General features: G+C 43.8%; 30 protein-coding genes. 28 read left to right on the top strand and 2 right to left on the bottom strand.

Annotation, left to right across the window (positions count from 1 at the left end; translation table 11 throughout):
- The first annotated feature begins 155 nt into the window (after positions 1-155).
- The 18 genes from FFM77_RS13140 (at position 156) to FFM77_RS13055 (ending at position 14,416) form a co-directional block, all read left to right on the top strand.
- Positions 156-884 carry a hypothetical protein gene (locus FFM77_RS13140; protein WP_137636226.1) on the top strand — a complete coding sequence of 243 codons (729 nt, stop codon included), beginning with the start codon at positions 156-158 and terminating at the stop codon, positions 882-884.
- 233 nt (positions 885-1,117) lie between these two features.
- Complete coding sequence (locus FFM77_RS13135; protein ID WP_137636225.1) at positions 1,118-1,390, top strand: Mor transcription activator family protein; 273 nt, start codon at positions 1,118-1,120, stop codon at positions 1,388-1,390.
- Positions 1,391-1,475: 85 nt separating this feature from the next.
- Positions 1,476-1,733 (top strand): Mor transcription activator family protein, encoded by a 258-nt coding sequence (locus FFM77_RS13130; protein WP_137636224.1) that lies wholly within the window; start codon positions 1,476-1,478, stop codon positions 1,731-1,733.
- Between the two features lie 41 nt (positions 1,734-1,774).
- Entirely contained in the window at positions 1,775-2,140 is a 366-nt protein-coding gene (locus tag FFM77_RS13125) for a hypothetical protein (protein WP_137636223.1), read from the top strand.
- A gap of 167 nt (positions 2,141-2,307) precedes the next feature.
- Positions 2,308-3,879, top strand: coding sequence for a collagen binding domain-containing protein (locus tag FFM77_RS13120; RefSeq protein WP_137636222.1), 1,572 nt, complete (start codon positions 2,308-2,310; stop codon positions 3,877-3,879).
- Between the two features lie 150 nt (positions 3,880-4,029).
- On the top strand, positions 4,030-4,305 hold the full coding sequence (locus FFM77_RS13115) for a hypothetical protein (protein ID WP_137636221.1): 276 nt from the start codon (positions 4,030-4,032) through the stop codon (positions 4,303-4,305).
- Positions 4,302-4,832, top strand: coding sequence for a hypothetical protein (locus FFM77_RS13110; RefSeq protein ID WP_137636220.1), 531 nt, complete (start codon positions 4,302-4,304; stop codon positions 4,830-4,832). Before FFM77_RS13115 ends, FFM77_RS13110 begins: the two co-directional genes overlap by 4 nt.
- 301 nt (positions 4,833-5,133) lie before the next feature.
- Entirely contained in the window at positions 5,134-5,856 is a 723-nt protein-coding gene (locus tag FFM77_RS13105; RefSeq protein ID WP_137636219.1) for an ABC transporter ATP-binding protein, read from the top strand.
- Complete coding sequence (locus FFM77_RS13100) at positions 5,856-7,070, top strand: ABC transporter permease (protein ID WP_137636218.1); 1,215 nt, start codon at positions 5,856-5,858, stop codon at positions 7,068-7,070. Before FFM77_RS13105 ends, FFM77_RS13100 begins: the two co-directional genes overlap by 1 nt.
- An 83-nt stretch (positions 7,071-7,153) precedes the next feature.
- Entirely contained in the window at positions 7,154-7,807 is a 654-nt protein-coding gene (locus tag FFM77_RS13095; RefSeq protein WP_137636217.1) for a TetR/AcrR family transcriptional regulator, read from the top strand.
- Positions 7,808-7,948: 141 nt separating this feature from the next.
- The gene (locus FFM77_RS13090) at positions 7,949-8,497 is read left to right on the top strand and encodes a hypothetical protein (RefSeq protein ID WP_137636216.1); all 549 of its coding nucleotides are present in this window, start codon (positions 7,949-7,951) and stop codon (positions 8,495-8,497) included.
- Positions 8,498-8,575: 78 nt separating this feature from the next.
- Positions 8,576-8,857, top strand: coding sequence for a hypothetical protein (locus tag FFM77_RS13085; RefSeq protein WP_137636215.1), 282 nt, complete (start codon positions 8,576-8,578; stop codon positions 8,855-8,857).
- Positions 8,858-9,115: 258 nt separating this feature from the next.
- A complete protein-coding gene (locus tag FFM77_RS13080) occupies positions 9,116-9,445 on the top strand; it encodes an ArsR/SmtB family transcription factor (RefSeq protein WP_137636214.1) in 330 nt (109 codons plus the stop codon).
- Positions 9,435-10,055 carry a cation efflux transmembrane domain-containing protein gene (locus FFM77_RS13075; RefSeq protein ID WP_137636213.1) on the top strand — a complete coding sequence of 207 codons (621 nt, stop codon included), beginning with the start codon at positions 9,435-9,437 and terminating at the stop codon, positions 10,053-10,055. The genes FFM77_RS13080 and FFM77_RS13075 overlap by 11 nt, the downstream gene beginning before the upstream one ends.
- 502 nt (positions 10,056-10,557) lie before the next feature.
- Positions 10,558-12,030 (top strand): UbiD family decarboxylase, encoded by a 1,473-nt coding sequence (locus FFM77_RS13070; protein ID WP_137636212.1) that lies wholly within the window; start codon positions 10,558-10,560, stop codon positions 12,028-12,030.
- A 306-nt stretch (positions 12,031-12,336) separates the two neighbouring features.
- Complete coding sequence (locus FFM77_RS13065) at positions 12,337-13,275, top strand: nitronate monooxygenase (protein ID WP_137636211.1); 939 nt, start codon at positions 12,337-12,339, stop codon at positions 13,273-13,275.
- A 108-nt stretch (positions 13,276-13,383) separates the two neighbouring features.
- Positions 13,384-13,818 (top strand): helix-turn-helix domain-containing protein, encoded by a 435-nt coding sequence (locus FFM77_RS14100; protein WP_179951421.1) that lies wholly within the window; start codon positions 13,384-13,386, stop codon positions 13,816-13,818.
- Positions 13,811-14,416 carry a Fic/DOC family protein gene (locus FFM77_RS13055; RefSeq protein ID WP_137636210.1) on the top strand — a complete coding sequence of 202 codons (606 nt, stop codon included), beginning with the start codon at positions 13,811-13,813 and terminating at the stop codon, positions 14,414-14,416. The genes FFM77_RS14100 and FFM77_RS13055 overlap by 8 nt, the downstream gene beginning before the upstream one ends.
- A 47-nt stretch (positions 14,417-14,463) precedes the next feature.
- Here FFM77_RS13055 and FFM77_RS13050 read toward each other — a convergent pair whose 3' ends face one another.
- Positions 14,464-15,357, bottom strand: coding sequence for a LysR family transcriptional regulator (locus FFM77_RS13050; RefSeq protein ID WP_137636209.1), 894 nt, complete (start codon positions 15,355-15,357; stop codon positions 14,464-14,466).
- Between the two features lie 211 nt (positions 15,358-15,568).
- On the opposite strand from FFM77_RS13050, the gene FFM77_RS13045 reads away from it, so the two are divergent.
- The 8 genes from FFM77_RS13045 to FFM77_RS13010 all read left to right on the top strand — a co-directional run bounded on the left by FFM77_RS13045 (position 15,569) and on the right by FFM77_RS13010 (position 22,273).
- Positions 15,569-15,763 carry a hypothetical protein gene (locus FFM77_RS13045; protein ID WP_137636208.1) on the top strand — a complete coding sequence of 65 codons (195 nt, stop codon included), beginning with the start codon at positions 15,569-15,571 and terminating at the stop codon, positions 15,761-15,763.
- Between the two features lie 593 nt (positions 15,764-16,356).
- Positions 16,357-17,352 (top strand): tRNA dihydrouridine synthase, encoded by a 996-nt coding sequence (locus FFM77_RS13040; protein ID WP_137636228.1) that lies wholly within the window; start codon positions 16,357-16,359, stop codon positions 17,350-17,352.
- Between the two features lie 81 nt (positions 17,353-17,433).
- Positions 17,434-18,276 carry an aldo/keto reductase gene (locus tag FFM77_RS13035; RefSeq protein WP_137636207.1) on the top strand — a complete coding sequence of 281 codons (843 nt, stop codon included), beginning with the start codon at positions 17,434-17,436 and terminating at the stop codon, positions 18,274-18,276.
- Between the two features lie 518 nt (positions 18,277-18,794).
- Positions 18,795-19,298: an SRPBCC family protein gene (locus tag FFM77_RS13030; protein ID WP_137636206.1), complete on the top strand. Its 504-nt coding sequence runs from the start codon at positions 18,795-18,797 to the stop codon at positions 19,296-19,298.
- A 48-nt stretch (positions 19,299-19,346) separates the two neighbouring features.
- Complete coding sequence (locus FFM77_RS13025; protein WP_137636205.1) at positions 19,347-19,853, top strand: MerR family transcriptional regulator; 507 nt, start codon at positions 19,347-19,349, stop codon at positions 19,851-19,853.
- A gap of 109 nt (positions 19,854-19,962) precedes the next feature.
- Positions 19,963-20,700 carry a deoxyribose-phosphate aldolase gene (gene deoC, locus FFM77_RS13020; RefSeq protein ID WP_137636204.1) on the top strand — a complete coding sequence of 246 codons (738 nt, stop codon included), beginning with the start codon at positions 19,963-19,965 and terminating at the stop codon, positions 20,698-20,700.
- 58 nt (positions 20,701-20,758) lie between these two features.
- Positions 20,759-21,505, top strand: coding sequence for a GntR family transcriptional regulator (locus tag FFM77_RS13015; RefSeq protein WP_379893360.1), 747 nt, complete (start codon positions 20,759-20,761; stop codon positions 21,503-21,505).
- 99 nt (positions 21,506-21,604) lie between these two features.
- Positions 21,605-22,273 (top strand): TetR/AcrR family transcriptional regulator, encoded by a 669-nt coding sequence (locus FFM77_RS13010; protein ID WP_137636203.1) that lies wholly within the window; start codon positions 21,605-21,607, stop codon positions 22,271-22,273.
- A 42-nt stretch (positions 22,274-22,315) separates the two neighbouring features.
- Here FFM77_RS13010 and FFM77_RS13005 read toward each other — a convergent pair whose 3' ends face one another.
- Positions 22,316-23,377 (bottom strand): helix-turn-helix transcriptional regulator, encoded by a 1,062-nt coding sequence (locus FFM77_RS13005; RefSeq protein ID WP_137636202.1) that lies wholly within the window; start codon positions 23,375-23,377, stop codon positions 22,316-22,318.
- Positions 23,378-23,565: 188 nt separating this feature from the next.
- Between FFM77_RS13005 and FFM77_RS13000 the strand changes: the two genes are divergently transcribed.
- Both FFM77_RS13000 and FFM77_RS12995 read left to right on the top strand, forming a co-directional pair.
- On the top strand, positions 23,566-23,826 hold the full coding sequence (locus FFM77_RS13000) for a Mor transcription activator family protein (protein ID WP_137636201.1): 261 nt from the start codon (positions 23,566-23,568) through the stop codon (positions 23,824-23,826).
- Between the two features lie 173 nt (positions 23,827-23,999).
- Entirely contained in the window at positions 24,000-24,851 is an 852-nt protein-coding gene (locus tag FFM77_RS12995) for a DUF3825 domain-containing protein (RefSeq protein ID WP_137636200.1), read from the top strand.
- Positions 24,852-24,906: the final 55 nt, after the last annotated feature.

The raw sequence follows: 24,906 nt of genomic DNA, 5'->3' as shown, positions 1-24,906 counted from the left end.
GCCTGAACTAGCTTAGCAACTAGACCACTTCTAAGAATAGATTCTTAGTGTTGCACTTGATTTGACAATTGAGGAAAAATATAAAATACATTATAGTAATTCTGTGATATACTGCGAAGAAATGGTTGAAGGGTATTTGTCATAAGGAGAAAAAGATGAAGAATAACAAAGTAGTTTTAACTAGCATGATTACCATTGGAATGATGTCAGGTATAATTTTTACTAATGAGACGGTACATGCAGAAGGGCAATTCGGACCATATACAGAGCTGAAAACAAGTGGTCCAAAAAGAAATGTAGAAACAACTGGTAAATATGGCTTATTTACTAAGCCAGAGCGTGATAAGAGTGCAAAAACGATTCTTTCACGGTCAATCATGAAACGAATGGGAACCTACACGCTAAAAGATCGCGCTTATTATCTGTCACATGACCATCGGAATGACACCTATAAAGGATCTCGTTATTATTTCCGTGCCTATGGATATCGACTCGCTGCCGATGGTTCGATATATTATCGGGTTGTGACGATGAATGGTAAGTATCGTGGTTACGTATACGGTGGTAAAAAACTAAACAAGTTTAGTGGTGGGATAAAGCACGCACAAACGACTACAGTAGCACAGATGCAATCTGATTTTGACTGGAACTGGGAATACTACCTGGCTAACTCACCGGTGATGACGGCTCCAAATTATACGCAATATAAAGCGAAGATTGTCACTAATGATTACATTAATAATGGTCAGGATCGATTACAGGTATTTAAGTCAAAAGTTGTTACACGAACACGTGAGGGCGACAAATTCATGTATGTACGAGATTTAGATAGTAAAGAAATCAAGGGATGGACGAAGCGAGTTAGCTCTGATTACCAACTTTAAGTGGAGCGTGGTAGAAATACGAAAATTTTAGGACTAAATAGAAATTGAAACAATCTAGATGCGATTACCAACCAACTGTCCCAATTAAGCCTGTCGCACTAATTAAGTGTCCAGTCGTTACTTAACGGTAACGGCTTTTTATATACCCTAAATTCAATGATTAGCTGGACACTGAGTGACACCCCCACTTGCTAAACTAAAGTCATCAAATACAAGAGGAGTGACTAGTGATTATGCCAATCAAAGTAGCAGCCTTAAACAGTATCTATGCCGACCTGTATGAAATCGTTGGCCCGGAAAATGTTGAAAAAATATTTAACCAGCAACGGGGCATCCAGGTGACGTTTCCAACCCATCTATATGATCGAACGAAGCTGGTTCCCATTATTCGCCTAGAAGCGCGAACTCATAATGTTCGTGAGCTCGCGCGGACGTATGGTTATTCGGAGCGTTGGGTGCGGCGGGTGTTAAAGCCAACGACTGACGAGTTTAAGGAAGGTGACTAGGGCAGTGCCATGTAGGGTGACATGCATTAGTCAGCTATCAAAGACCGCCACGTTCTTATAAATTTAACTTAGGAGGTGAGGGTGTTTGCGGGAGTCAGTGGATCAAAGTGCATTACAGCCTTTTTATCAAAAATTAGTGACGTTAGTGGGTGAGGAAGGCATGTGGGCCGTTTTCGATTATTACAAAGGCAGTCAAATGACGTTACCACTGCATTTGTATAATCGCGAACTGGCCGCCGAGCAGATTCGGCGCCGCTTCAACGGGCATAACCAAGCCGAATTGGCCCATTACTATGGTTATTCTCAACGCTGGGTCGCCCGGGTATTGGCTGGTAAAGCATGAGACGGTTAAAAGGATTAATTTAAAATTTGGAGGAGATTCATATGGATTTTGCAGCATTGTTTGATTTTAGTCATCGGGTCACTAAAGATACGGTCATGGTTAAGACAGTCGATGGTCAAGTTGATCGAAAGGTTGTTAAAGGGTCATTTAATTGGTTAGGATTCTTGTTCACTTGGTTCTATGCGGTGTTGAGTTCGAAATATAAGACACCCGGGTTTGGAACTAAAGCAGCCGTGCCATTTGTATTATTAATCGTTGTTAATATTTTGGCACAACTTATCTTAGGCGATGTGCTCAGCCGAATCGTTAATATTGCTGGGGCGGTGTGGTTTGGCTTGATGTTTGACACTTGGTTCAAGCAACAGTTAATCAAAAATGGGTACACAGAAGTGGTTAATCAGGCATAAGCCGTTTTAAGGCAGAGTTGTTCAAGTCAGTTAGCTTGAGCAGCTCTTTTTTGTTTATAACTAGAACCAAATAGAACTTTCCCTAACTATTCGTCCAAGTCCTATTGTATCGACTAATTGGTTAACGTATACTTTCATTAGAATATGTCTTATGGAGGGGAATTTACATGCAAAAACAACGGGTAGTTTGGCGTTGGATGCTAGGTATTATTAGTTTTGTTATCTTATTATGTACAAGTCAATTTCTATTATCGGCGAAGGCCGCTACTAATCATGATGCGAATGAGTTCATTACTTCTGCGACAGTCACTAATGGACCAGATTTTAAACATAATGACACGATTAAATTACAGTATCATTTAAACTTTGGTGAGACAGCTTTAAGTGAAGGCGACACTGTGACCTTGAAGTTGCCAGATAATTTAATGCCACGCACAGAAAATGATGTTTTTGAGGTCACTGATAAAGATGGCACCGTCATCGGTCATGCTCAGGTCTCAGATAAAAAGAAAAATGAAGTTGTCATTACCATGAATGACGCATTAGTTGGAAAAACCAATGATTCAATGACGCTAAATCTGGCCACAAAGTATCGAGGTACGGATGTGGGCGAAAAAGACGTTATTTTTAATGATAATAACAGTTCGGTAATCAATATTATTCCAGATGAAGCTAATATGTCTAAAAAAGGGACACTTCAGGAAAACGGTACTGTCAAATGGACGATTCTAGTTGATCGTCAACAAATTGATATGCCTAATCTGAAAATTAGTGACACGATTGGTGCTAATCAGACTTTAGTTAAAGATTTCAATATTTATGATGGTGAGTGGACTGACTCAGGATCATACAAGCGTAAAGACAAAATTGATAGTAGTGCTTATGATATTACTTATACCAGTAAAGGTTTTGACCTGGCATTTAAAGATACTGTCAGCAATTTAATCGTGATTGATTATTATACTGAGGTTACGGATAAGGACCTAATTACTTCTGGATATAAGTTTAAAAATAAAGCAGTTATGACTTGGGGTGACGGCACTAACGGCGGCCCAAATAAAGAAGAAGCTAATGGCAATGTCTCGTCCAATTCTTCTAATGGTAATAACGGGTCTGGTACTGGTGAAGAGCCCGGGACTGATGAGGACGGCAATCCAGACGATCCAGATGATAATACTGAAGAAGAACCAGATGAAGATGGCGATACTGGGATTATCGATCCGGATGATGGGTATGATAAAGAGTTCCCTGAACCTGAAGAACCTGATACAGATACGAATGTAAATCCTGATGAGAATAGTTCTTCTGAAAGCTCAAGTTCTAGTAGTTCAAGTTCCAATGGTTCAAGTTCCAATGGTTCAAGTTCAGATGGCTCGAATTCCAACAGTTCAAGTTCTAACAACTCTAGTTCATCCAGCGATGTGTCATCAACTGATGACAAGAATGAAGCCGTAACACCATCTGAAAGCAGCAGTTCAACGAAGTCATCATCTGCAAAGACGACGAGTGAAGCGACCGATGCTAATCGGGCAGCTACTAAGCCATCTAGCGCTAAGAAGGTGACGACTAAAGCAACCCCAACGGCCACTAGTACGGACCATGCCCAAGCCGTTGCGAATAATCAAAAGTTACCACAAACCAATGAATCTAAAGCTAGCCATCAAGCATTAAGTTTGATGGGTGGGTTAGTTGCCTTTCTTACATTAGGTACCGGCGCTTTAATTCGGCATTGGTTCTAAAAATTAAAACTTAGTTAGTCGGAAAGTCTGCCAGTTTGGCAGGCTTTTTTTCGGCCAAACGCAAGGAACTTAACCAGTCTTAAGTGACTAGCAGTGCTTATCCCAACTGATTATAATTATATTTATAAAACGATGCAGGAGGGGTTCTTTTTGGAGGAAGACTTAGCCAATCAAGACTGCTGGCATCCGTTGTTACGGGAAATGAGTGCGTTAATTGGTCCGACAGCCACGTTACAATTTTTCCAGACTTATCAAGGTATGCGAATTTCAATTCCGGCGCATCTCTATGACAGTGCCTTGGTCGCACAACGAATCTTACAGCAAGCACCGCATCACAATGCCCAGGCATTAGCTAATAAGTATGGCTATTCCCGGCGTTGGGTTAATTTGACGATTCAGACAGCAAAAGGAGATCATCTGAAATGACGTTTGGCGGCATTAGTATTGGCCTAGTACTTGGCATTAGCCTGATTGGGTTGAGCTCGCAGGTAGTTCGGGCCAAAACGGTTAATTATGGTAGCCTGACCCCGACACAACGGGCGCGGTCATATATGAAGCTTTCGGTTGGTAAGCAAGATCGGCGATACGCGCTTAACAAAGTTATGTTGCCGATTAGTGTAAAACTAAAGAATACGACTAATCAGGCCTATCGTTATTACTTTACGCAACTCTATGTTGATTCGCACGGCTTAGATGGTGAAATTAGCTTTTATCGCGTGCATGGGCCTCACAAACATGTCACTGTTCAGGCACATTCGACTAAAACGGTGAAAAAGGCTTTTTATGAAAATGACCAATACTTACTGGGGTGGGTTGTGCCAGGAAGTGGGCATTACACCTATTTAAAGTATGGTAAATACAGCGGTTATTATGTCGAGCTTTTTAAGAATAACAAATTAAACTTTAAACGACTGACGAATCGAACTAATAAATACTATGTTTATGGCCGATGATAAGCGGCAATAGGCGTGGAAATTATTAGAAGGAGTAATATTCAATGAAGACCAAGTCGATTATTTTAGGATTAATAGTAGGATTGGAATAGTAACTATAAATATTTTATTTATGAACAGTAACTAAGTCCCGGCAGTGGCGCGCTTAGTCACTGCTTTTTGCTAAGCTTAAAAGTAATAACTGATAAAAAAGATTGACAATGAGTGAGAACTCACTATAATAGGTTTTGTTAAGTAAGTAACTACTCACTTACTAGTCAATTAAATTAAATAGATTGAACTTATACGAGGAGGCAACATTATGGGTCAAGCAATGATTGATTTACAACATCTGGCTAAAAAATTTGGCGATCAGCCAGTGCTAAAAGATATTAATTTAACCGTTAACCCAGGTGAAATCGTGGGGTTAATTGGACCATCGGGAGCTGGTAAATCGACCGTTATTAAGGTGACATTAGGCATGGAAGTGGCTAGTGGCGGTTCAGCTAAAGTCTTCAATGCGACGATGCCTAATCGTGAGCTACTTGGTCGAATCGGTTATATGGCACAAACGGATGCCTTATATGATGCCTTATCTGGTCGCGAAAATTTAAAATTTTACGGTTTGATGAAAGGCATCGCCAGGGGTGACATTAATCAAGAAGTTGACTATGTGGCGAAAGTCGTTGATTTAACAGAGGATTTGAATAGACGAGTTTCAGGTTATTCTGGTGGGATGATGCGCCGGCTATCCTTAGCAATTGCGTTAATGGGTAAGCCCGACTTATTGATTTTAGATGAACCGACTGTAGGGATTGATCCCGCATTACGGCGACAAATTTGGGCCGAACTTGATCGAATTCGGGATGAAGGTCGTAGTATTTTAATTACGACCCATGTGATGGATGAAGCGGAACTATGTGGTCGGGTCGCCTTGTTATTGGATGGCAAAGTGATGGCGTTTGATACGCCAGTCGCATTAAAGCAGTCATATCAAGTAACAACGATTGAAGATGTCTTTTTAAAGGCGGAGGGTGTTGACTAATGCGAACAATTGGAATTATGAATCGGGTGCTGAAGGAACTTTTCCGTGACAAGCGAACGTTAGCCTTAATGTTTATCGCACCCATTTTAATTATGTTACTCATGAGTGTGATTTTTAACACCAACTCAGCAACTGATGTGACGGTCGGCACGGTTTCCGTCAGCCATAAGCTGAATAAGCAAATGGCTGATATCAAGCATGTCACTGTTAAAAAATATGACACGAAAAGTGCTGCTAAAAAGGCGTTGGACAAGGAAAGTATTGATGCCATCGTTAAGAAGAACGGCAGTAATTACAGCTTAATGTACGCAAATACCGACTCAACGAAGACCGCAACTGTCAAACTAGCGTTTAAGAACGCATTGACGGCCACGAGTATTAGTCAGTTGAAGTCAGCTTTAAAGCAGAGTACAAAAGTAACAGTTAAGCTACAAGCCCAGCTACAAGCGCTTCAAAAGCAACAGGCAGCGGCCACGGCCAAGGCTAGTGGTCGTGTGGTTGCGGCCAAACAAGCTATTTCCACCAAAGCAACGTCTACTACGACTGCAACTAAGTCGACTAGTCAACAGTCACCGAAGATTACGAACCATTACGTTTACGGCGATAAGGATACGGGGTATTTCGCTAAGATGTTACCAATCTTAATGGGCTTTTTCGTGTTCTTCTTCGTCTTCCTGATTTCTGGGATGGCCTTATTAAAAGAACGGACCACTGGGACGTTGGATCGGTTATTAGCCACGCCGGTTAGCCGGTCTTCGATTGTTTTTGGGTATATGTTGAGTTACGGCATTTTAGCGATTATTCAAACGATTCTAATCGTTGTCGTGACGGTCTGGTTACTCGGTATCGAGGTCGTCGGCAATATGGCGAGTGTGATCGTGATTAACTTGATTCTAGCGTTAGTAGCGTTAGCTTTCGGAATCTTATTGTCGACGTTTGCCAACTCCGAATTTCAGATGATGCAGTTTATTCCGTTGGTTATTGTGCCGCAAATCTTCTTCTCTGGGATCATTCCTTTGGATTCAATGGCTGCTTGGGTCAAGGATATTTCGTACATTATCCCCATCAAATATGCTGGTGATGCGGTTACCGATATCATCATGCGGGGGACGTCCATCTTTGATTTAGGGTTTGATATCGGTATCTTGTTAATCTTCTTAGTTGTCTTGACGTTCCTCAACATCGTGGGGCTGAAACGTTATCGGAAAGTTTAAGTTTAATCAATGGTGCGTGGTTGGCGTGATTGATTGCATGCCGTATACTTGGTAAAGGTGAAAAATGAACGCGAGGGATTTAAATGCAAGTCAATAATGTTGAAACCTTATTTAAGAAGACGCTACGTGAATCTGATTTATCGGCCAAGCAACAGGCCGTCTTACAAGTGAGTCTGAATCTGTTTGCTGAGCAAGGCTTTGATCGGACGAGCACGAGTGAAATTGCTAAGGCTGCGGGTGTCTCAGAAGGAACGGTTTTTAAGCAATTTAAGACTAAGGAAGGTATTTTAAAAGCGATTGTGGCGCCCGTCTTAGATCATGTGGCCCCAATGGTGGCATCCGAATTTTTTGATGAACTAAAAAACAATAATTTAGGTGATTTAAGATCGTTTATGCAATATGCCATCCAGGATCGGATGACGTTCGCAATTGAAAATCGACAACAAATTAAAGTCTTTGTGCAAGAAGTCATTCGTGAGCCTAAGTTGATTGTTACCTTGTCGACGAAGCTTCAAACGGTTATGAATGGGCAAATCGGCGCAGTACTACAGCAATTCAAAGATCGTGGTGAATTAGTTGACTGGTCGAATATGCGAATTATCCAGTATATGGTTGGGATTCTTGGTAGTTATGTGGTGCCACAAGTGTTCTTTGCACCGACCGCTGATTTTGATGCGGCGAAGGCTAGTCAAGAAGCGGTCGAAGTTTTACTACATGGATTGACGCCGGTTAAATAGAGCGTTGGCTAGATTGAGAATAGTTATTTTTAAGGCAAGCAGCTGATTAACGGTTGCTTGCCTTTTTCTTGATGGATTAACTGAGATATCAAGTTGATTTAAATGAACCTAAAGCTATACTGATAGCGGGGGGATGATTTGATGCGGTGTAAACTGAATGCTGGGTTGTTGGTGCTAGCGATCGTTGTCTTGTTATTGAGTTCAATTACGAGACGGTCGAGCGCGGCTGTGACGACGCAGACATTAGCGGAATTACCGGGAAACTTGCAACGAACTTGGTATCACTATGATGATAACGAGGGTTATGATACGGTGACTTTCAAAGCCCATCAGTTTCAAACTGTTGAACGGCAAAGCGGGACTACCTATCATCATCGGTTGCAGGTCCATCAACGTGTCATGGATTTAAATCCTAACCAGCTGGCCCACCATCCAACGTGGGCGGTCGCGCGGCAATGGGTAATGAGCGGGGTGAATTGGTTGAATGTGCGTGGTTGGAACCAATCGTTAGGCACTGGCTGGGATTTTAAAGTCAGTCAGCAGCAGTTGGCGAAGCAATCGGTGACGATACTAAGCCAGACTAGTAGTTGTGGGACTTGGGCGTATGAACATTATTTTACGTCCAAACAGCTTGCACGCCGTTATCGGAATAGTCACTTTACTGGGGAAGTTTATGGGACCTCTTATTGAGGTTACTAATGAGTGTGCTATCTTTAATGGTAGGGGATAGTTTAAAAATGAAAAGAATGGGTATAGGTGAAGGTTATGGTGCAAACGATTAAAAAAGCGATGGTCGCGGCTAAGAACTGGATTCAAATCAGTATTGGTTTTGCCATCATCAGTATCCCAATCAATCTACTAATGGGCCGCCCCGTTTTAAACGGTTTGTGGCATGATTGGGTAGTCGCAGATGCTGGATTACGCTGGCAACTATTAGGTCTTGTGCTAGGGGTATTACTAGCGGCTTGGGTTGTGCTAACCCTACTTTTTACGCTCGGTTATGGGCTAAATGATTGGCTTAAACAGCAGGATAATAAGTCTTCAAACTAGGTTACCAATAAGTTTAGCGGTACACTGACGACCCAGGAAGTGATTATGATGCGACTGAAACCATTATTGAAAACAACCTTGACGGCGGGGTTGCTGATTACCGCGATTTTGAATTTATTTCACGCGGCTCAGCTAGTGAAACAAGCCCGAAAAAATCGTTAAAAGTGACTAAAAATTGATTTGATCATTTAGATTGAATCAATTTTTCTTTACTTTAATTTTTCATATGTTATTATCAACATATGAAAGGAGTAACATATGATTAATAAACCACAATTAATTTCAACGCGGCAGTTACAGGAATCGGACCGCATTTTTAAATTACTCAGTAATCCGATTCGCTTACAGTTACTGTACGTTTTGGAACAACAAGCGCTCAACGTGAGTGAACTCGGCACGTTATTGGACGTGGAACAATCTGTCGTCTCCCACCAATTAGCGTTATTGCGGCAGCATCAGCTGGTGAGTGCGCATAAGGTCGGGAAGGCGAGTTATTATCAATTAGATGATCCGCATATTTTAGATGTGATTAACGAGATGTTAGCTCATGCGGATCATGTAATTCGGGGGGCGCGACATGGCGAATAAAACCACTTTAGTGAAACAAAGTATGCGAACAGAGTATTTTTCGACTGGTTGGATGGTTTTTGAATTTGCAGTCGGTTTAACCGCGGGACTACAAGCGGGCTCAATTCTGTTGATTGCGTTCGGGCTGGATAGTTTTCTGGAAATTATTGCTGGGGGCACGCTCATTTGGCGCTTACGCAAAGAAGCACTGGGCGCGCCGCAAGTTGAGATTGAGCGCGCGGAACAACGGTCATCTTTAATTGTCGGTACGGTTTTGTTAGGACTATCGATCTATGTGACTGCAGTCTCCTTATTTAACTTATTCACCCATCAAGTTGCCAATGAAAGTCCGATGGGGATGGCGATTGCGGTGGCATCGCTAATCTTGATGCCGTTATTAGCTTGGCGGAAACGTCAACTAGGTCACGCGCTACAATCACCAGCGCTAGTGGAAGATGGCATGTGCAATATTACTTGTGCTTATATGGCCGGAACGGTGCTGATTGGCGCGGTCCTCACGAGCCTACTTAATTGGTGGTGGGCCGATTCGGTGGCGGCACTAGTCTTAGTCTATTTTATTGCCAGTGAAGGCTGGGAATCGTTCCAAACGGGTCGCGGTAAAAGTGAATAAAATGGCATCAGCACTGATTTGACTGGAAAAACTGTGGATAACTTCCAGTCAAATCAGTGCTTTTTAGTTGTCCACCGGTGGATAACTTTTATTTTTGGTCTAGTTAATCACTTTGAGTGGGTAAACTGTGCGTAAGTCGGGGTATAAGTGCATAACTATGGGGATTTCGTTAGTTTAGATTATTAAATAGTAGCAGGATTTTTGGGGAGATTGGCTGATTGGTCTGTTTTTTGTTTTGGTGGATAAGTTTTTGGGGGCTCTTTTTGTTATTTTTAGTGCTGAAACGTGTTCACTCGGACTGATGACTCCGCTTGCTACGCATCCAGCACTACTCGGAAGTTCGCCGAGTAATGCTGGATACTAGGCAATGCTCGCCATCAACCCGTCCTCGTTCACACTCTGTTATTCCATCCAAGAATAACAAACCCGCCGTTTTCGAATTGAACCCCACCCCCGCCAAGCCGTATGATAAACTTGTAAATTTTAAAGGAGATGATCATTGATGGCTGAACAACCATGGGACTTACGTCGGGTACTTGATGAGCTTAAGGCTGATCCGAAGCAGTATCACGAAACTGATGTGTCCGTTGATCCAAATGCTGAACTTTCTGGAGTTTATCGTTACATTGGTGCCGGTGGTACGGTGCAGCGACCGACGCAAGAAGGGCCAGCGATGATGTTTAATAATGTGAAAGGCTTTCCGGATACCCGGGTTTTAATGGGGTTGATGGCGAGTCGGCGCCGGGTTGGTAAGATGTTCCATCATGATTACCAAACGTTGGGCCAATTCTTGAATGAATCGGTTTCAAATCCGATCGCGCCAGTGACGGTCACTGAAGCAGACGCGCCTGCGCATGAAGTTATCCACAAGGCGACGGATGCTGACTTTGATATTCGGAAGTTAGTGGCAGCGCCAACCAATACGCCCCAAGATGCTGGGCCATATATTACGGTCGGGGTGGTCTTTGGGTCGAATATGGATAAGTCCAAGAGCGATGTGACGATTCATCGGATGGTGTTGGAAGATAAAGATAAATTAGGTATTTATATCATGCCTGGTGGTCGGCATATCGGGGCGTTTGCGGCTGAATATGAAGCTGCTAACAAGCCAATGCCGATTACGATTAATATCGGGTTAGATCCCGCTGTCACCATTGGAGCCACTTTTGAGCCACCGACCACGCCATTTGGGTATAACGAACTCGGTGTAGCCGGGGCGATTCGGCAACAGGCCGTCCAATTAGTTGATGGGGTAACTGTCGATGAAAAGGCAATTGCCCGGTCTGAATATACGTTGGAAGGCTATATCATGCCGAACGAACGGATTCAAGAAGATATCAACACGCATACCGGCAAAGCGATGCCAGAATTTCCGGGTTATGATGGCGATGCCAATCCAGCGTTGCAAGTGATCAAAGTTACCGCCGTTACCCATCGTGAACAGGCCATCATGCAAAGTGTCATTGGACCTTCTGAAGAGCACGTCAGCATGGCTGGGATTCCAACTGAAGCCAGCATCTTGCAATTAGTCGACCGCGCAATTCCGGGTAAGGTCTTGAACGTGTATAATCCGCCCGCTGGTGGTGGCAAGTTGATGACCATTATGCAGATTCATAAGGAAAATGAAGCCGATGAAGGGATTCAACGACAAGCGGCCTTACTCGCGTTTTCAGCATTTAAAGAATTAAAGATCGTAATTTTGGTGGATGAAGATGTGGATATCTTCGATATGAATGATGTTATCTGGACGATGAATACACGTTTTCAAGCGGATCAGGACTTAATCGTCTTGCCTGGCATGCGAAATCATCCCTTAGACCCATCAGAACGGCCACAATATGATCCAAAATCAATCCGCTTCCAGGGCATGAGTTCAAAGCTAGTTATTGATGGCACGGTGCCATTTGATATGAAAGACCAATTCGAACGGGCCCAATTCAAAGAAGTACCAGATTGGAAAAAATATTTAAAATAAAGTATGTTTTGAGTTGAACTGACTAGTGATGACCGCCAATACCACCAGTTGCGGGCATTTGTTAGTTGAATCAACCAAATTAATTAAACAACAGTGCTGATGAGCAAGCCTCATTGGGACTGTTGTTTTGTTAATATCTTGATTTGAGCGTGTAAATTCAACGAATCACTAGAATTAATCGCTACTGATTGTGATTATTAGCTAAGACAAAGATTCACTAAAAAAGGATTGCAATCGGTTACAATTGTCGTATGCTTAATAGTGAAAAGATTCACTTAGTCGAAAACCAGTTAGGAGATGCGAATCATGAATCGAGTGACGCAATTATTAGGAATCCAATATCCCATCGTCCAAGGTGCCATGCAGGAAGTTGCCACGGCCGAGTTAGCGGCGGCGGTCGCTAACGGTGGCGGCTTAGGTATTATTGCCGCTGGCGGTAAAACGGCTGAAGAGGTTCGGGCGGCCATCAAAAAGGCGCGTACCTTAACAGATAAGCCGTTTGCAGTTAACTTAATGTTAATGGATCCGAATACGCCAGCGATTGTGCAAGTCGTTATTGATGAAAAAGTACCGATTGTAACAACTGGTGCGGGGACGCCGAAGAACTATATGGCAGACCTAAAAGCAGCCCATGTCAAAGTTTTGCCAGTAGTGCCAAACGTTAAAATTGCTAAGAAGATGGAAGCCCTCGGTTGCGATGCCGTGATTGCGGAAGGCATGGAAGGCGGCGGCCACATTGGCACATTAACGTCTCAAGTCTTGTGGCCCCAAATTGCCGATGCTGTTTCGATTCCGCTGATTGCGGCTGGTGGGATTGGTGATGGTCGTGGCATGGTGAGCGCAATGGTGGCTGGGGCTGAAGGGGTTCAATGTGGGACCTTATTCTCAATTGCCCAAGAAAGTCCGGTTGGCGATCAATGGCGGCAAGCCGTGGTTGAGGCCACGGATTCATCAACAGTTGTCATTGGCAGCACGATTCGGGATGCCAGTCGCATGCTGATGAATCATAAAGCCGAAGAACTGAGTGTGTTGGAAGCCCAACCGGTGTCACGCGAGACCTTTAACGATGCAATGAGTGTTGGGTTACGGAGCGCGGTGCATGAAGATGACGCAACTGATGGGGTAATCTTTAGTGGGGCTGTTGCTGGCTTGATTAAAGAAGCAAAACCAGCCGCTGCGGTGATTCAGCAGTTGATGACCGAAGCGGAAGATATTATTAATCATCAGACAATCGAATTGAGCTAGTTAGGCAAAGCGTCGATGAAGATCGATGCTTTTTTGGATGCTTTAAATACGTGAATTACGTAGCCTTTATGTTATACTAATGCCAAGGATCGAAGAGGGGGATTCGACATGAATCAAGTTAAAGCAATTCGTCAACGGTATCAGATAAAGCGGCCAGAATTTGCGGCGCTACTTGGTGTATCGGTGCGCACCTTGGAAGGCTGGGAGAGTGGTCGATTCACCCCCAGCGGCGCTGCCAAAAAGTTACTGCAAGTCATCGGTGCCAGTCACGAAGCGTTTGCGCAATTGCAACGTTTCAAAGGAGAAGAACAAATGATTGAATTGGAACGAGATCCAGAAGCACTGACGATTATGGGGGTACCGTTTGCGACTAAGTCGAATTATGAAGCGACGGTTAGCGCCATCGCCAATAATATGTTTGAAGGTTACCAGCCGACTGTCGAAGATGTGCAATATTTTGCTGAAGACCATAAGCAACCGATTAACCCTACCGAAGCTTTAGCCCGTGTGCGTCAAGCTAAACGGGTTAAGACCAATGGATAATTCGGCTTGGCAGGCTTATTTGCAGCCAAATGGTACCTTGAAGAATCTACTAGGTCTTACTGATGAAGAAGAATTAGCGGCAACCGAGTATTTAATGACGACTGATCGTCAGCGGGTTATCGCTAAACGACATTTCGTACTACCGAATGGCTATCAAATTCGCGGTGAAAGTATTGATGATGTGTTACAAATTCACGGCTTCTTATTTGATGGACTCTATGCTTGGGCTGGTAAGTACCGCAATGTCGATATGATGAAAGGCCAGACGTCATTTTTAGAGGCACAGTTTATTGGCGTTGCCCAAGGTGAATTAAATCGTGAATTAGCGGAACTGGCAACGGTGAGGCGTGGTGATAAAGCACGATTGGCGCACTGGCTTGGCCAGTTAATTTCAGATTTCAATTATATGCATCCGTTTCGGGAAGGTAATGGTCGCACGCAACGGGTCTGGGCGTTAGCGTTGGCCTATGAAAAAGGGTTCAAGTTTAATTTGGTTCCGGATCAGGCGATGTACGACGCTTATTTACAGGCTAGTATTGAAGATGATGCTGGCATGATGCAACACGTTTTTGAAGTCTATTTAGAACAACTTGATTAATCGAACAGCCCCGTTGCCATCAATTGGTAACGGGGCTGTTTGGGCAATTATTCTGGTTCACTAGCCGTTAAAAAATTAACTAGATCAGTCATCAACTGACTACCGGCGCGCTGTGGATAAACGAATTGCAACTGGCTGAATACTGGAATCGGTAATGAGCGCATCACGAATTGGTCATTCATAAAGGGGGCTGCTGAGCGTTTGAATAATAACGTCACGTTTTGACTATTAGCTAAAGTCGCCATTAATGTTTCAATATGCGTACTTTCAAAGAAAATAGTTGGTTTCAAGTTTTGACGTGCGAATAACGACATGATGAGTTCATAGACCCCGGAACCAGCTGGCAAGCTGACGAGTGATTGATGAGCGAGCTCGTGTAGCCGAATGGTCGGTTGCTGAGCCAATGGGTGGTTAACCGGCAAGATAATCTTGAGTTCGTCACTTAACAAGGGCTGCTTTTGAAAGTCGGTTGGTTGTAGCGCACTCGTCTGGGTATCACGAATAATCGCTGCTTGAAATTCACCGGCTAACAAACGGGCTAAAACGTGATCACCTTCGTCTTCAATTAACGTTAAGGCGACATCGGCGTGGTTACTGTTAAAGGTCGCAATCTTGGGTGCTAGATGATATTGGCTAGAGACTGGAATAGCGCCGATAGTCAGTTGGCTAAGTGTTGATGGTCGGTTGGGCGCTAACGCCTGCATCATAGCTTCATAGTCAGCAATCATTTTTAAGGCGTGGTGATAAAAGGTCTCACCAGCGGGGGTAATCTGTAGGCGCCGCTTATTGTAGGTATTGAGGAGTTGAATGTTTAGCTCGTTTTCAATGGCCCGCATCCGCTTTGAAAGTTCAGACTGCGACATATGCAGTTCAACGGCCGCGTTCGATATATGGCGCAATTCATACACCATAATGTAGGCTTGGATATCATTAATCGTCAAAAATCATCACCGCTTTCGTTGAAAGATTGTTAAGTTAATTTCTATTCTAACACCGGATTTTAGTCGCGTCTGGCGGTGGTCAATTTATTAATAAGAAATCGCTAAAATCGGTCGTTTTTTGGCCGGAAAAACTTGATTGGCCGGGGACGCTGGTCCACAATAAACGTGGTTTGAGAGACCGATTAAAATACGTTTTAAGGAGTTGAGTTTGATGATTGCGACTAGTTTAGTTTTCTTGGTAGTCTTAGTAATTGGTATCTTGTTGAGTGGGATTTTCTTCCGATACATGGACGCTGGTGCTGGCGTGTCGTTTGGCTCGATTAAGCTCGGCGATTTACGGACTGAATTCTTAAATATTGCCTTGATGATTGGGTTATTATTATGGGCATTGATGTTGATTCACTAATTTAGCAATTATTAGGTCGCGTGGCTCGAAATTTGAGTCACGCGATTTTTGTGTCGATCCGCGGCTGAATGCTTGCGTTGACGGGCCTAAACTCGCTATAGTGTTACTATGATTGTTTTTTAGCTGAGTTAAAAGTTGAAAATTGGTATACTGGATTGTTAGCAATTAACTGATAGTTGTCACTCTGGTTGGCCCAGCATCGGCTGGAACGTGGTGGCCGCGTTTATGAGCCACAAAGCGGTCGTCTCATAAGCCGGGCTTTGACTAACTCGAGAAAATCACTCGACTAAATCAAACGACACCACTGAGCCAATGCTGGCCCGCCCGGCGTTAAATCGCGTTTATTTATCGGTTAGTGAGCATTCAATTAATGCGTGCCGCTTAGCCGAGAGGTTGGTTGCTAAAATGCTCAGCCGTGTCGTTGCCCTAAGCCCGGTGGTTTTTTCGAGCTTAGGGCAACGACAGTTTTGAAGACCGTTTTTGGCTTCAAAATGGCCCATGGCGTTCCAGCATTTTAGCAACCAACCGGCAGGCGACAAATATCAACTAGTCTCGGACTTAATGAACTTAATTTTTGAATGGAGATGATGGATGTGGTCCAGTCAGCTTACTGGCAACGCATTGCCACCCAAGCACAACAGGAGCAACGGCCATTTTTTAGTTTGGCCCCGATGGAAGCCGTGACCGGTTCCGTCTTTCGGCGTGTCGTCATGCGCGCAGCCGCTCCCGATAACTTTTATACCGAATTTACGAATGCCTTGAGTATTACTCACCCGAAAGCCAAGTTCACCACGCGTGGTCGCTTATATATTGACCCTAATGAACAGCCGAAACCGATTGTCCAGCTTTGGGGTAATAGTGGTGAAGACTTTACCAAAGCGGCGCAGGAAGTCCAACGTCAAGGTTATGAAGCCATTGATATTAATATGGGCTGCCCTGATATGGCCGTGATTAAGAATCATAGTGGTAGTGACTTGATTCGCCATTTTGACCGCGCTAAGGAAGTGATTGATGGCGCTCGTCAGTCGGACTTGCCGGTTAGTGTTAAGACCCGGTTAGGTTTCGATGATTTGAACGAATACGAGACTTGGATTCCGTTCCTTTTAAAGGAACAAGTGCCGGTCTTAACCGTACATGTGCGGACACGTGCGGAGATGAGTAAGGTGCCCGCCCATTATGAATTAATCGATAATTTAATTCAGATGCGCGATACTTTGGCACCGGACACCTTGTTACAAATTAATGGCGATATTGCCGATTATCAAGCCGGACTTAAATTGGCCCAAGCCCATCCCGGCGTTGACGGGATTATGATTGGCCGGGGCATCTTTACGAATCCGTATGCCTTTGAAAAAGTACCGCAGCAGCATTCGACCCATGAATTGTTGGAACTATTACGTTATCAACTTGATCTCTATGACCAATTCGTCGCCATGGGAATTCAAGGACACTTCGCACCGTTGCAACGGTTCTTTAAGATTTACGTGCGCGGGATGCGGCATGCCGCTGAGATTCGCAACGACTTGATGCAGACGCAAACGACTGACGAGGTCCGTGCCATTATTGATAAACTTGAGGCTGAGCTGTAAACGGCTGACTTGCTGAATAGGTTGAAATAGGTTATCCTTTAATATGTAATGACAAATTGAAATTAAAGAGGGCTATTAAACATGGAAACGATCACTTTGAATAATGGCGTTAAAATTCCCCAATTAGGACTCGGTGTTTTTAAAGTCGCTGATGATCAGACGTTAATTGATTCAATCAATGCGGCATTGGCAGCTGGCTATCGGCACTTTGATACCGCTAAAATCTATCATAATGAAGATGGCGTGGGCACCGCGTTAGCGAATGCAGACGTTAAGCGTGAAGAGTTATTTGTCACCTCTAAATTATGGGATAATGTGACGACTTACGACGAGACTAAGCGGGCCTTTGAAGCTAGTTTGAAACGCTTAAAGCTGGATTACCTGGATATGTACTTAATTCATTGGCCAAGTGCTGGCTATAATGAAAAGTGGCGGGCGATGGAAGACTTGTATCACGATGGTTTGATCAAAGCAATCGGGGTCTCTAACTTTGAAGCCAACCATTTGGAAAAGCTACTTACTACGGCTAAAGTCGTACCGGTGGTGGATCAGATTGAAACGCATCCATACTTCCAACAAACGACCTTGCATGCCTTGTTGCATGATCTAGATATTCGTCATGAAGCCTGGGGTCCACTCGGCCAAGGCAAGAGCGATGTCTTGACGAATCCGGTACTAGCCGAGATTGCGGCGGCCCATCATAAGTCAACGGCGCAAGTGATTCTACGTTGGCACATTCAACGTGGTGAAATTGTGATTCCTAAATCCATTCATCAGAATCGAATTGAACAAAATATCGATGTCTTTGATTTCAAATTGACGGCGGCTGAAATGATTGCCATTGCTGGCTTAAATAAAGATCAACGGGGCTCGTCTGACCCTCAAGATGAGACTTGGTTGGCAAAATCAATGACCATGGCATAAGGTGGTATTAACGCAGTTTACTAGTGATGTAAAGTCATTGGCAAGCTGCGTTTTTTTCTGAAAAGTTAGAAGCGTCCTAACTTGAATTAAAACGCTGGCTTTCGATATACTAACGGTGAACCAGAGACTTAATATGAATGCACAGCTATTATACGAGGGGGAATTAGCTTGGAATTTAATCGTCAGCAACACCGCTTCAATGAGCAAGGCCTTATTAAAGATTGGTTGGCGAAACGAGTCATTAGAAGCTGGTTAACGGTTGGTAACCTTTGGGGGAAGGCTAGCTATAAGCCTAAGTTAGTGTTGGTACCTGCACGCTTGATATTAAAACCGCCACGAACAGAATGACTCGAATAATAAATTAAAAAAATTAGGTCATCACTAGCGGTTTAACGTTGATTTTAACGTTAAACTGTTTTTTTGAAGGTTTATCCTTGACCTGGAGTTGGCTCCAGGTTATAAGCTGATTGCAGTTGTTAAGAACTAATCAGTTTTGAAATTCTAGGAGGAATTTAATCATGCAATCAATTAACTGGCCTAGTCGTTATTTACCTGGAACGACTGATAATTTTGTGTCCAATGAAGTCATTGTTGCTGGTTTGACCGTCAGCCAAGTTTGGGCCTATCTGGTCGATACGAGTCAGTGGACAGGTTATTACGATAATGCCGCCAAGATCGTTTTGACCGATACAGAGACTACCCGGTTACAACAAGGTGAACGGTTCCGCTTTGAAACATTCGGCTTTCCAATTGAGGCGCAAGTGATGGAACTAGTTGCACCTCAAGATGATCGCATCGCCCGTTTGAGTTGGCACGGCTGGCAAACTGGCGATGCGCAGACCGCGTTAGACGTGTATCATGCTTTCCTGATTGAAGCTTTACCAGGCCAGCGGGTACGGGTGTTAACGCAAGAATCTCAACTTGGTCAACCAGCCGCTGAGATGGCAACGCAGACCCCTAATCCAATGTTAAATGGTCATCAGGCCTGGTTGGATGGGTTAGTTGCCGCAGCTAAAAAGTAGCTGTTCGGCAGTGAATTGTGGTATTTTGAGGGTAAATGAGGTGAGCTAATGAGTTACAGTATTGGTCAAGTGGCCGAAAAATTAAGTGTGACCGTTGATACACTGCGATATTACGATAAAGCTGGCTTGTTACCTTTTGTTAAGCGGGATACCGCGGGGCGTCGGACATTTACCGACAATGATCTGCATTTGATGCAAACGATTATGTGCTTGAAAAATGCCGGAGTACCTGTTAATGAGATTGCCACGTTTGTTCAGCTACGGTTGCAAGGTGATGCCAGTCTAACCACGCGGTATCAGTTGTTGCAAGCACATGAAAAAAATCTGAAAACCAAAATTCTCGACTTACAACAAACATTAGCGTATCTGCAATATAAAAAGTGGTATTACGAAACGGCGGTTGCTGCTGGCACTGAAACGATTCATTTTATTCCGGGGACGAATGAAGTGAAGCCTGAACTGGCAATGGCGTATGAGCAACACTTAAAAGCTACTGACCAACTGGCAACGTTAGCGCTATTCAGTGAAGTCGTGGATTTGCCTACTAGTGATTAAGACAACGTGCAATTCAAATTTGAATTGCACGTTTTTTCGGTCATTGACAAGCCTGATAGAAACCGCTATCATTTAATATGTAATAACTTATTAAACGGAGGTCTTTAAAATGCCAGCCTATACAATTGATGATTTTTCACGGATGATTGACCATACGAACCTGCATGCCGATGCCTCGGCTGCTGATATGAAAAAACTTTGTGATGAAGCCAAGCAGTATCACTTTAAGATGGTGGCGATTAACCAAGTTCAATCCAAGCTGTGTTCAGAATTACTTCAAGGCACCGATATTGATACCGGGGCAGCCATCAGCTTTCCACTCGGACAGACGAGTATTGAATCCAAGGAATTCGATACCCAAGATGCGATTAAAAACGGCGCTAATGAAATTGATTATGTGATTAACATTACCGAATTAAAGAATGGTAATTATGATTACATCAAGGATGAAATGACCCGGATTGTGGCAATTTGTCGTCAAGCCGGGGTACCTTGCAAAGTTATCTTTGAGAATTGTTATTTAACGACTGACGAGACTCGAAAAGTTGCTGAGATTGCGAAGGTAGTTCGGCCTGACTTTATTAAGACCGCGACCGGCTTTGGCACTGGTGGGGCAACGGTCGCGGATGTAAAGTTGATGAAGTCAGTGGTCGGCGATACCGTTAAAGTGAAAGCGGCGGGCGGTATTCGTAACTCGGATGACTTTTTGGCGATGATTCAAGCCGGGGCTGACCGGATTGGCTGTAGTGCCGGGATTAAGATTATTGAAGCTTTAAAAGAACGGTTCCAGGTGGATCATATTGACCATATTGATATTGACCGACCATACCCTAAAATTACGCAATAGTTAATCAAGGTCATCGCTTCATTTAGGCGATGACCGTTTTATGTTATGATGATACATCATGACAAATGCAGAAGGGGGCGGTCGGATGACTGAGTTAGCGAAACATAAACAAATTGAATTGGATTTATTGAAGAAGCTTAAAGATGGGACTTATCCGCCACAAACCTTGATTCCCAGAGAAGTCGACTTAATGGCGCATTATCAGGTCAGTCGGCCAACCGTGCGTCAGGCGATTCAGTCGCTAGTCGAACAAGGCTGGCTTGAAAAGCGCAAACGCCGGGGCACCATGGTTAAATCAAAAAAGATCGCGCAAGCTTTTACCCAAGTCATCGAGGGATACAATGATGAGATGCAAAGTAAAGGCCTCAAGCCGCAGACGAAAGTACTCTTGTTTCAAGCGGAGACAGCCACCGCGGAAGTTGCTGAACAACTGGAACTAGCTGTTAGCGCGCCAGTTTATAAGTTGGTTCGGTTACGGTACGCCAATCAGCAGCCAATCGTTTTACTGACCAGCTATTTGCCAAGCACGGTGTTAGTTGACCCCGCCACGGTTGATTTTTCCCAAGTGTCGTTATATGCAACGTTGAAGCAGGCGGGCTTGGGTGTGACGCGCGTTCGGCGGCGATTAGATGTGCTAACGGCCGATGAAACGACAGCTGATTTGTTGAACGTGGCGACGGGGGCACCGTTATTTTACTTTCATACGCAAGGGTTGACGGTCGCGGATGTGCCCGTTGAGTATTCGATTGCGAAGTATCGGGGCGATGTGAATACTTTTGTAATGGATCTCAAGCGAGAAGATTGACGACGGTTAACTTTCGTGCTAAATTTAAAAATGACTAGTGGTCAATTTAGCTAAGTTGATCACTTTTTTTGACTAAAAAAGCGATAATGGAGGTGCGGCATGGTTAATAGTTTGACGCAACAGCAAAAACAAGACCGCGCACAACGGATTGGCGACGCGGCGTTTGCGCTCTTTAAGACGCAATCGTTTGGTAAGATTACGATGGCTGCGATTGCGAAACAGGCAGGCGTCTCTAAGGGCACGTTGTTTAATTACTTTGAAAGTAAAGAAAGCTTATTTATGACGATCTTGCTGGATGGCTATCATCAGTACTTTGACCAGTTGATTATCCAGATTAACCAGCGCCCAAGCTTTGACTTAGCCGATTTTTTGACCTTACTGCTGACAGAGACTGGCAACTTGATTGATCACCATAGTTTATTGGTTCGGCTGAATGCCTTACGTGGCCCCATCTTAGAGCGGGGCGCGAACATGAGTCAGACAATTACTCATCGCCAGAGCTTTTACGCGACGAGTGAACGTTTGGCAACGGTGATCCATGATCGAATTTCGAAGCTAAGTGTCGCTGAGATTAGTCAACTATTTATCGTTCAGACCGCGATGATCAGCGGGATGATGAACTTATCCGGTCTCGATGAATTCAATCATCAACGACTCTTTGATCATGATTTTGAGCACTTTAAGATACATTTGAAGCCTGATACGGTCGCGACTTTCCGGTATTACTTGCAGGGAAAGTACCCGAATGTTAACTTGGTTAAACCCTAATATAAAATAAGGCCATCTCAGTTTATTGGGATGGTCTTTTGTTTACTCATAACGTGCGTGCATTTTGGCTAACTCAGTCTTAACTTTTTTAACAAAGTCAGTCGGTCCTAACACTTTAACCGCAGCGCCCTGGCTCAACAACCACATCATCACGCCATAATCACCCAGGACTTCGGCCTCAATCACGACACTGCCGCCCTGATCTGGTTGACGGTAACGTTCATGGTCATTTTTAGGGTCAAACGGTTCAACTTGGTCATTGGCGAAATACCGTTGCACGACTTCCGCGGTGGGAAACCGATCTAAGGCTGCTTCCACGATACCCCAGAATTGGAATCGTACTTTTAGAATGTTGCCGGGATACATAAATTGGATACGCTTGCGAAATTCGCCATCGTTAAAGCGATCATTGCGACTGCGCGTAATCTGCTGACTAGGTTGGCTCGGACGATAAGTTTTAATCCGGTCAGCGCGATAGAACAACGTCGTCTGATGCTTGGCGTTGTAGCAGGCAATATAGAAATAATATTCTGAAAAGATGACCGCTTCTGGCAAAATCGTTCGAGTCACTTCAAAGTTTTCGCGCCGTTGATAAGTGATGGTCATAGTTGTTTGATGACGAATCGCATCACTGAAAAACCACAGTAAATTGAGTAGTGACTGGCCATGATGAACTGGCGTGTAAAAGATTTTTTCATCACCGATGATGCTTTTGACCGCTTTGCGACTAGTGGGCTGAATGAGGTTGGTCAGACCATCTAATAAGTCGTCTAATTCCGACTTCGTAAACGCACGGCTGGCAAGGACAATCTTGGCGATAGCCAGAACATCGCGAGCAACGAGTTGGTGCTTATCGGTGACTTCGTTAGTAGGTGTGTCTACCTGAAGCTCATAACTTTTGTAAGTCGGATTGTACTTAATCTGTCGAGGGTCATTGATCGTCGTTAAAAAGTCATTGACGGCATTAATGTCACGTTGAATTGAACGCGGAGTGACATTGTAAGCAGCTGCAAGTTCGGCCTTTTTCAGCCGGTTCTCATTGATCAAGTCGTGATAAATAGCGAGTTGGCGTTGACCACTAGTTTTAAAATCTGTTGCTGCCAAGATGAACCACTGCTTTCTGTATAAATTGTAAGACGTTAAGTTCAGTGTAACAAAGTTCAGTCAATCTGCACGTTTGAAAATTAAAGCCACTTTAGCCGGTTGTTTTCAAGTAAGAGCACAAGTATAAGTGCGGTATCGAAAGGCGGTTGAACTGATTATAATCAGTAAAAAAGGAGTGTGACTAACTCATGACAGAAGAGGTCGATATTCGAGCCCTGCATCAATTCTACCGCGGATTAAGTGATTTGATTGGAGTTGATGCGATGTTAAAGATCTACCACCAATATAAAGGTATGCAAATGACAATTCCTACCCATTTATATGATCGACAATTAGCGGCCGCGAAAGTCGTTGCGGAATTTGATGGGCACAATCAGCAAAAATTAGCGCGCAAGTATGGGTATTCGCAGAAGTGGGTGCAACAAGTATTACATCGCCAGCAGGGCTAATCTAATAAGGAAAGTTGTAAGTCGTAATCAATTGATACGGCTTTTTATTTTACCCATTTGGTGGACACTGGCTGTCTATCAGGGTCACTATACTGAAGTCATCAAGTTGAGTTACCGGTACAAGCACTTGGAATGGTCCAAGGCGAACTGGTAATCACTAAAGGAGAGACGTAATGATGACTATTTCAATGACACAAAAAATGACGACGAACTTATTTGATTTTGCTTGGTGTGGCAATTCGTACACGACATCCTGGGATCAACATATCCAAAATTTAGCGACATTAGTGCGGCCAGAAGATTGGGGACCACAAAATCAAGTGTTAAAAAATTATATCAGCTATACCTTTGAAAATTTGGCGATTGCGGTTAATCATGGTCGAGTAACGGCTGAGACTTACCTTCCAACAACTAGTTATGGGATGTGCTGCTGCTTTAATACAGGACTATTCACCCAATATGATGAGCCCATCTATGCTTATTTTAAACGCAATGAATTAGAGGCTGTTCAAGCTTGGTATTTAAAAGGGTTTAAAACGGCCAATGCGTCGGAATTATTAAGCTTTGAAGCCTTACCTCAGCGTATGAATTATTTAACGGATCCGGCTGATTTTATTCTTGACACGCAATTGCCTTGGCGTATGAACTTGCAGCACATTCTCGGTGACGAAAAAAATATCGGTCAGTTACCACGAATCTTGCAACAAACTACGGATCGTGAAATAGTCTTGCAATTGTTCAATGGGGCGCTGCAAAGTACGAAGAAGCGACTGACGGCGAACTATAATTTGGCCGTACCGAACAGCTTTCACGGTCAGATTCAGTTATTGGTCCCGATTTGGTTCGGTCAAAAAGCCGCGCCTGACTTAGTATTGGCACTGAGTCGTGAAAATGGGTGTTATGTTGGGCGGACTTGCTTAACCCCCGCGATGGCCTATCGATCTGCACGGTTAATCGCCGCGCCAACTGTGCCATGGATGTTAGCTATAAAAGAGAGCAAGTCTTTTTCTACGTCTTGTCAATAAGAATGTTATTAAATAAACGATTCATGATAAAAATATAGGGCATTGGTTCGGTGAC

This window comes from Lactiplantibacillus songbeiensis, assembly GCF_005405125.1.
Lineage (GTDB): Bacteria > Bacillota > Bacilli > Lactobacillales > Lactobacillaceae > Lactiplantibacillus > Lactiplantibacillus songbeiensis.
This window is presented reverse-complemented; position numbering and strand designations above follow the sequence as displayed.